Genomic DNA, 6,503 nt, shown 5'->3' on the forward strand with positions numbered 1-6,503 from the left:
TTTCCCGTTTAGCGTTCCTTCTACGGGCATGCCCTAGTCGATCTATATTGGTATGCCTCAGTCCAGCGGATGGATGGATGAATTTACGCGTTTTTATCGTGTGACTCAATGTTTTCTCGAGACGAGCCCGCGCTACTTAAGCCGTTCGTAGGTGGCTTGAATTTTGTTGTACTCATTGATCGCAGTGATTTTCTGCATGTCCTCACCCGTGCCGTGAAGAATGCTTGAAGCAATCATGCCTAATGCAACTTTGTCGTAGGCTCCACCTTTAGTTCGCACGACTAGCTCGCCTTCAGCCGGGGACTCCCATGAATCGACGTAGAATGTCGGACCACTGAGCGCACTGATATTCCTGGCTCCATTCGCTCCGAGCCACTCATTGATTTTTGTATCCGCCCATTCTTGGCCGCCGTCAGTGCCATGTGCAAGTTCCTCTGCTGGGACAACTGATGGGCCGGGCGCGACTTCGTAAGCAGTACATCCAGAGAGCGCGAGAGCCATAATCAGGGTGGAACTCGTGACATTTTTCTTCATGGGTCCCTCTAATACGACGATGTCGAATAGCTAATTGATGAGTTGAGGATGAATTCAGCGATTGCAGCGCCTCCTCAGGCAATAGTAGCGAGTTGCCAGTTCACGTTCACCTGTGGAACAAGGATGCTAGATTCGCTCCAACAGGGACTGGCTCTTCCCGATAATGAAAAGTAGGCTGAATTCGCCAGAGCCGTTTTGAATCAGCTCGAATAACGGGAGGAATGCTAGAAAAAGTATTTCCTGTTCAAGGCGATATTCTGGATATTCGTCAGCTCTATGCGCGTAGCAGTTTGCATACGACGCAGTGAATTACATTTTGTAGGCCCAACTCTGGGCATAAGTAACGTAGTACGCCTTGTTGGAAAGCTGCAGCGATTGAGAAACGGAAGAGAACGATGAGGCAGAACATGATGCGCAAACCGATAGTAGCCTTACTTCTTGCGTCAGTTCTACTGCTTGCCAGTTGTACTAGCCCGCTGATTGAATCTGGCACAGATATGAATTCAAAGGTGTCAAAATCGATCGACGGGTACGAACTCATCACTGCGGAACGAGCGGCAGAGACCGGGTTCTGCACAGGCAACCCTTCAGACGAGCAGATGTCCACAGAGACCGAACACATCGGGACCTTTCTCTATCTGGAATCGGGGCACCAGCTTTCTGCGACTGGAGGCGAATGCAACAATAGAGATTTGGCGCTTACGCTTGCTGATGGTGTCGTGCAGCTTTTCTTCATCTCCTATGACGCCGTCGAAGATAGCAGTGGTGAAAGGATGGCTGGTCTCTTCGGTGAATCATGCGAAACGCTCGAAGCCTACGAAGAGCTCATGAGTTGTCGATACATCGTAGAAAACACAAATATCTCCGTCGTTGCTCGGCAGAACATTCCCGAAGAGGAGTTCAGAGACAAGTACCAGTCACTTGCCAGAAAGTTCGCTGAACAGTCCGATTTCCATCCAGAAGCTTGATACTTTGAACCGTGGGAACAACTTGCGGATTGCTAGCCTTTTGTGCACGTTAGCGGTCTACTGCAGTGTTGCCCCTCTGTCACGAAGATGAGCTGTAAAATCAATAGTCCATCTTGGCGTGATTCTCGTCGGATGCGTTGAGATTCGGGCCTGAGAGCTGCGATGACGCAGCCAGAACTGCGGAATTGCAAGTCCGCAACACGTCCCCTGCATGCCGGAGCCGGGAAGAAACTCCAGTGAAACAACCTATGCTGTAAAAATGAAATATTATGGCAGAACGATAAAAACTATCTTGGTGATAGTTGCAACGTCTGCGTTCCTTGCGCTCGGTGTGGGCTTCTCAATCCATCTTGGGCTGAATCACTTCATCGTTTCGTGGGCGGAAGCCAGAGACGTTAGTCGTACTGCGGAACCGGGGAAAGAGAAGGCCGACTATATTGCTTCTGAGATAGAGAAAATTGCCGCAGTGGAATCCGCGGTTGTACTGGAGTCTAATTTTAATGGGGCACGGATCGAGGTGAGGGTCGGTGCATTCTCACCTGGGCGGCCGGTGCATGAACAGATCCAGGAAGCTTGTAGAGAAGCCATGCGTCAGGGCTTTAATTTTGAGCCTTACGAAATCGTCTGTGAAATCAGGTAATCGCATAGAGATGTGCTTTCCGGTTTGCACCCTGGCGTTGTCACGAACTGACGAGTTAATAGGTTTTGAGATCGCGACTTACTTCGGTGTCCCGTAGAACGTTCCCCTTGCGGGTGGCAGTGCTGTGGACTATGGACAGAAATGCTGAGGACTTCGGAAACTGACAGGATCGGCGGTTTTTCAATGTTCTTGTTTTCCCGAAACTGCTTCCCGAAATAGATTCTTCCCAGAAAGTTTTTTTATCGTTTATGGGAACACTCATTGAGTGCCGGCTAATTGGCGGGAGCTGTTTCCACTTCTGCTTGGTCTATCCAGCGGGCTAGCAGGCTGAATGCTGCGAGCTGTTCGAGGGCTAGCTGCTGTTGCCCGCCATGGTTTTCCTGCGGTTTGTGCATGCCTGGGTTGCGGATGCCCGCATAGAGCCCTTCGGCGAATGCACGCGCGCCCTGGTGCAGGTTCGCATATGTGTCCCCACCGTCATTTTTGGCGAGTCGAAGTCTTGGCGCGCCTGGCTTGGCCGGGTTGGTGCTGAATGCGTCGTTGAAGAGCTTTCGCTCCGAAAGATCCATGCGTCCAAGCTTCTGCTGTGCTTCGTGATTGATAGTTTTAGCTGCCTCCATCACAGCCTCGTGGTAGTGCCCGCTATTCCACAAAGATTTGCTTCGTTCCCAGGCCCAAGGATGCAAATTTGAGGCATCCATGTCTGGTGCATCAGTTCCCAGGTGTTTACTGAGTTCTTCGCCTCGCTGAATAAGTACTTGTGAGCCACAACGATAAGTGGCCTGTTTTTCACAGTGCTTAGTGGCGGTGTTTTCTGGCCTTGGCTGTTGCATCTTCGGGCCGATGGATCAAGCACCCACATTGACTGCTGTCGCTCGGTGCGCGGCGTCTGATTAGTGAACAGGGGTGCTGATCGCTACGGCCCGCTTGGCGGCAGGGAGTGATTCCTCGGCGGTTGCGGAACCGCCGCACTGCCGAAGTTCGCGCAGTGGTCCTGCCGGACTCCATGGGTGGTCTCGGGGAGAGCTATCGCTGGATGGCTGGGGCTAGGCCAGGGAGAGGAAGAGTTTTTCCATGTCGGCACGGTCGGCTGTGGGGTCCTCGCTTTTCAGGCACTGCTCGAGCCCGGTGGCGATAATGGAGAACCCGGCACGGTCTATGGCCTTGGAGGCGGCGGAAAGCTGGGTGACCACCGCGCGGCAGTCGCCGCCTTCCTCCAGCATGCGGATCACGGCGTTAAGCTGGCCCTGGGCGCGCTTGAGCCTGTTGATGGCCGGTTTCATGGTGTCCGCTTCAAGTTCCATGGTGGGTCCCTTCAAGGTGTTGATTTCTTCAATGGTATACCCCCGGGGGTTTCCTTAGCGTATCAATGGCAGTGATTCTCGATACCCCCATGGGTATATGCCATACTCGAATACAGAGGGGGCGGCCAAGCCTCCATCAACAACCCCAGACGCAAGGAGTCACCATATGTGCCGTGCGACCAAATGCCGTAAGTGTCAGAAAACCACCTGGGCCGGATGTGGCCAGCATGTCAAGCAGGTCATGGCCCACGTGCCGCGGAGCGAGCGCTGCTCCTGCGATCCAAATGCCCCGAAGGAGTCCAGCAAGAAAGGCGGCTTCTTCGCGCGCCTCTTGGGCCGCTAGGCCCAGCCTCGCATGCGCCTGCGGCGATCGGCACCATTCCCGATGGTGTCGATCGCCGCTTTTTTGTGCATCCGTGAACGACTTGACGTATACCCCAGGGGGTATTATTGTTGCCTGTGAACCGGATACCCCCAGGGGTATGAAGGGTAAACTGACCAACCACAAGGAGAACCAATGCTTCTCGAACGAATCTATGACGAGGACCTGGCACAGGCCAGCTACTTCATCGGCTGCCAAGCCAAGGGCGAGGCCCTCGTGGTGGACGCCCGGCGCGACATCCAGGTGTACCGGGACCTTGCCGCAAAAAACGGCATGAAGATCACCGCCGTCACCGAGACCCACATCCACGCCGACTACCTCTCCGGCACCCGGGAGCTGGCCGCCGCCACCGACGCGGAGATTTACGTTTCGGGCGAGGGCGGGCCGGACTGGCAATACGAATTCGAAGCCGAACGCCTCTTTGACCAGTCCACCATCACGCTGGGAAACATCACCGTCACCGCCCTGCACACCCCGGGGCACACCCCCGAACACCTCTCCTTCCTGGTCACCGACGGCGCCTTCAGTGACAAGCCGGGCTTCCTGCTCTCGGGCGACTTCGTCTTCTCCGGGGACCTGGGCCGCCCGGACCTGCTCGACGAGGCCGCCGGCGGTACCGACACCCGTTTCGCCGGGGCCCACGACCTCTTCGTCTCGCTGAAGAACAAGTTCCTGACCCTGCCTGACTACGTCCAGGTCTACCCGGGCCACGGCGCCGGCAGCGCTTGCGGCAAGGCCTTGGGCGCCATCCCGTCCTCCACCGTCGGGTATGAGCGCAACTTCGCGTGGTGGGGTCCCTACCTAGAGGCAAACGACGAGGCTGGATTCGTCGAGGCCCTGCTTGACGGGCAGCCCGACGCCCACGCCTACTTCGGCCGCATGAAGCGCGAAAACCGCCAGGGTCCGGCCGTCCTGGGCGAACGCGCACCGCTGGCCCAGCTGGCCATCGAGGACGTTGCCACCGCCCTGGCCGCGAACGAAATCGGCATTGTCGACACCCGCCACCACACCGAGGTCCACGAGGGAACCGTCGCAGGGGCACTGAACATTCCCGCCGGCACCAAGGCGGCAAGCTACGGTGCCTGGGCCGTGGACCCGGAAACGGACCAGCGACCGCTGGTGCTCTTGGCTCCCAACAGCGAAACGGCCACCGAGATGTGGGACCACCTCATCCGCGTGGGCATCGACCGCGTCGCCGGATACATCACTTCCCTGGACGGCCTGCCGGTCTACGTGCCCCGCACGATCTCCCCGGCCGACCTGGCAGGGTTCGATGCGGCCATGGTCTTGGATGTGCGCAACAAGACCGAGCACACTGCCGGACACGTGCCCGGCTCCGAACAGCTCAACGCCGGACGGGTGCTCTGGAACACCGACAAGCTTCCGTCCGACGGCGTGATCGTGAGCTTCTGCCAGTCCGGGGTGCGCAACTCCGTGGCCGCCTCCGCCCTGCGCCGGGCCGGGTTCGACGTCGTTGAACTCGAGGGCAGCTACGCCGGATGGGCCGACTGGAAGCAAATGCAGAACGCCTAGGTTCTCCACTGCCCATCCCTCAACAATAAATTCTACGTATTCCCGGTCCCGCATCCCCCTTTCCGGATGCGGGACCGGCCGGGCGCCATGCCCGGCAGAAAGGCCCACACCCCCATGAACACCATCCCCCAGGCCACCAGCCCCGAAGAGCTCAAGGACTGGATCGATACCGGCACCGACGTCGTGGTGCTGGACGTGCGTTCCGCCGCCGAATTCGAATCCCTGCATATCAAGGGCTCCTACAACGTCCCCCTCCCGTTGCTGGCAGAACACACCGAGGAACTCGCCTCGAAACTCGACACCAAGGTGGTGCTGGTCTGCCAATCCGGCGTGCGCGCCACCGAAGCCAAGACACACCTCGCGGCAGTCGGATTCGGCAACGCCCATGTCCTGTCCGGCGGCGTCCCCGCTTACAAGCAGGCCGGTGGCGGGACCGTCGAGGGTTCCAAGCGCTGGGACCTGGAACGCCAGGTGCGCATGGCCGCCGGTTCCCTCGTGGTGGCCGGGCTGGTGGGTGGGAAGTTCCTCTCCCCGCAGCTGCGCACCGTCGCCGGTGCCATCGGCGCGGGCCTGACCTTCTCCGCGGCCACCAACACCTGCGCCATGGGCAAGGCCCTGGCCAAGATGCCGTGGAACAAGACCGGCAACGAACCGACCCGTGCATCGGTCCTCGCCCAGCTTCCGCCCAAGAAGTCCTAGCGCACACCCGGTTGGCCCGCCGCCAACCGGATTCCTCCCGGTTTCCGGGCCCGGGTCGCGTTGATCCGGGCCCGGAAAGCACCCACATACCGCTTGAACACGCCCCCGAAGGAGCAGACCATGCCCGAAATCACCATCACCGACACCGACCAGCGACGTGCCACGGACCAGGTCCTTGACGTCCGCGAAGACTTCGAAGTCGCCGAGGGAATGATCCCCGGCGCCATCCACATCCACATGGGAGAGCTCAACACCCGCCTGGGGGAGATCGACCGGACCCGCCCCGTCATCGTCATCTGCCGCAGCGGCAACCGCAGCGCCCGCGTCGCCGACGCCCTCACCGGCGCCGGATTCACCGCCGACACCATGGCCGGCGGCATGACCGCCTGGCAACGTGCCGGCCTGCCCGTCACCTAAAGCCATACCCCGGCGCCAACCCCACC

General features: G+C 58.7%; 8 protein-coding genes. 5 read left to right on the top strand and 3 right to left on the bottom strand.

Features of this window, described 5'->3' with window-relative positions:
* Nucleotides 1–132: 132 nt before the first annotated feature.
* Complete coding sequence (locus CQ019_RS14755; protein WP_105554767.1) at nucleotides 133–534, bottom strand: hypothetical protein; 402 nt, start codon at nucleotides 532–534, stop codon at nucleotides 133–135.
* 509 nt (nucleotides 535–1,043) lie between these two features.
* Between CQ019_RS14755 and CQ019_RS14760 the strand changes: the two genes are divergently transcribed.
* Together CQ019_RS14760 and CQ019_RS14765 are read left to right on the top strand one after the other, a co-directional pair.
* Nucleotides 1,044–1,502, top strand: a complete 459-nt coding sequence (locus CQ019_RS14760) for a hypothetical protein (protein ID WP_141393560.1) — start codon at nucleotides 1,044–1,046, stop codon at nucleotides 1,500–1,502.
* A 259-nt stretch (nucleotides 1,503–1,761) separates the two neighbouring features.
* Nucleotides 1,762–2,142, top strand: coding sequence for a hypothetical protein (locus CQ019_RS14765; RefSeq protein ID WP_096287250.1), 381 nt, complete (start codon nucleotides 1,762–1,764; stop codon nucleotides 2,140–2,142).
* A gap of 272 nt (nucleotides 2,143–2,414) precedes the next feature.
* Here CQ019_RS14765 and CQ019_RS14770 read toward each other — a convergent pair whose 3' ends face one another.
* Both CQ019_RS14770 and CQ019_RS14775 read right to left on the bottom strand, forming a co-directional pair.
* On the bottom strand, nucleotides 2,415–2,975 hold the full coding sequence (locus tag CQ019_RS14770) for a TIGR02391 family protein (RefSeq protein ID WP_096287252.1): 561 nt from the start codon (nucleotides 2,973–2,975) through the stop codon (nucleotides 2,415–2,417).
* Between the two features lie 213 nt (nucleotides 2,976–3,188).
* Nucleotides 3,189–3,446: a metal-sensitive transcriptional regulator gene (locus tag CQ019_RS14775; protein WP_022876876.1), complete on the bottom strand. Its 258-nt coding sequence runs from the start codon at nucleotides 3,444–3,446 to the stop codon at nucleotides 3,189–3,191.
* A 517-nt stretch (nucleotides 3,447–3,963) separates the two neighbouring features.
* Between CQ019_RS14775 and CQ019_RS14780 the strand changes: the two genes are divergently transcribed.
* From CQ019_RS14780 to CQ019_RS14790, 3 genes are all read left to right on the top strand, one after another.
* Complete coding sequence (locus CQ019_RS14780; RefSeq protein WP_022876878.1) at nucleotides 3,964–5,361, top strand: rhodanese-like domain-containing protein; 1,398 nt, start codon at nucleotides 3,964–3,966, stop codon at nucleotides 5,359–5,361.
* 114 nt (nucleotides 5,362–5,475) lie between these two features.
* The gene (locus tag CQ019_RS14785; protein WP_022876879.1) at nucleotides 5,476–6,060 is read left to right on the top strand and encodes a rhodanese-like domain-containing protein; all 585 of its coding nucleotides are present in this window, start codon (nucleotides 5,476–5,478) and stop codon (nucleotides 6,058–6,060) included.
* Between the two features lie 120 nt (nucleotides 6,061–6,180).
* A complete protein-coding gene (locus tag CQ019_RS14790) occupies nucleotides 6,181–6,477 on the top strand; it encodes a rhodanese-like domain-containing protein (RefSeq protein WP_096287258.1) in 297 nt (98 codons plus the stop codon).
* Nucleotides 6,478–6,503 lie beyond the last annotated feature (26 nt).

This window comes from Arthrobacter sp. MYb229 (genome assembly GCF_002975405.1).
Lineage (GTDB): Bacteria > Actinomycetota > Actinomycetes > Actinomycetales > Micrococcaceae > Glutamicibacter.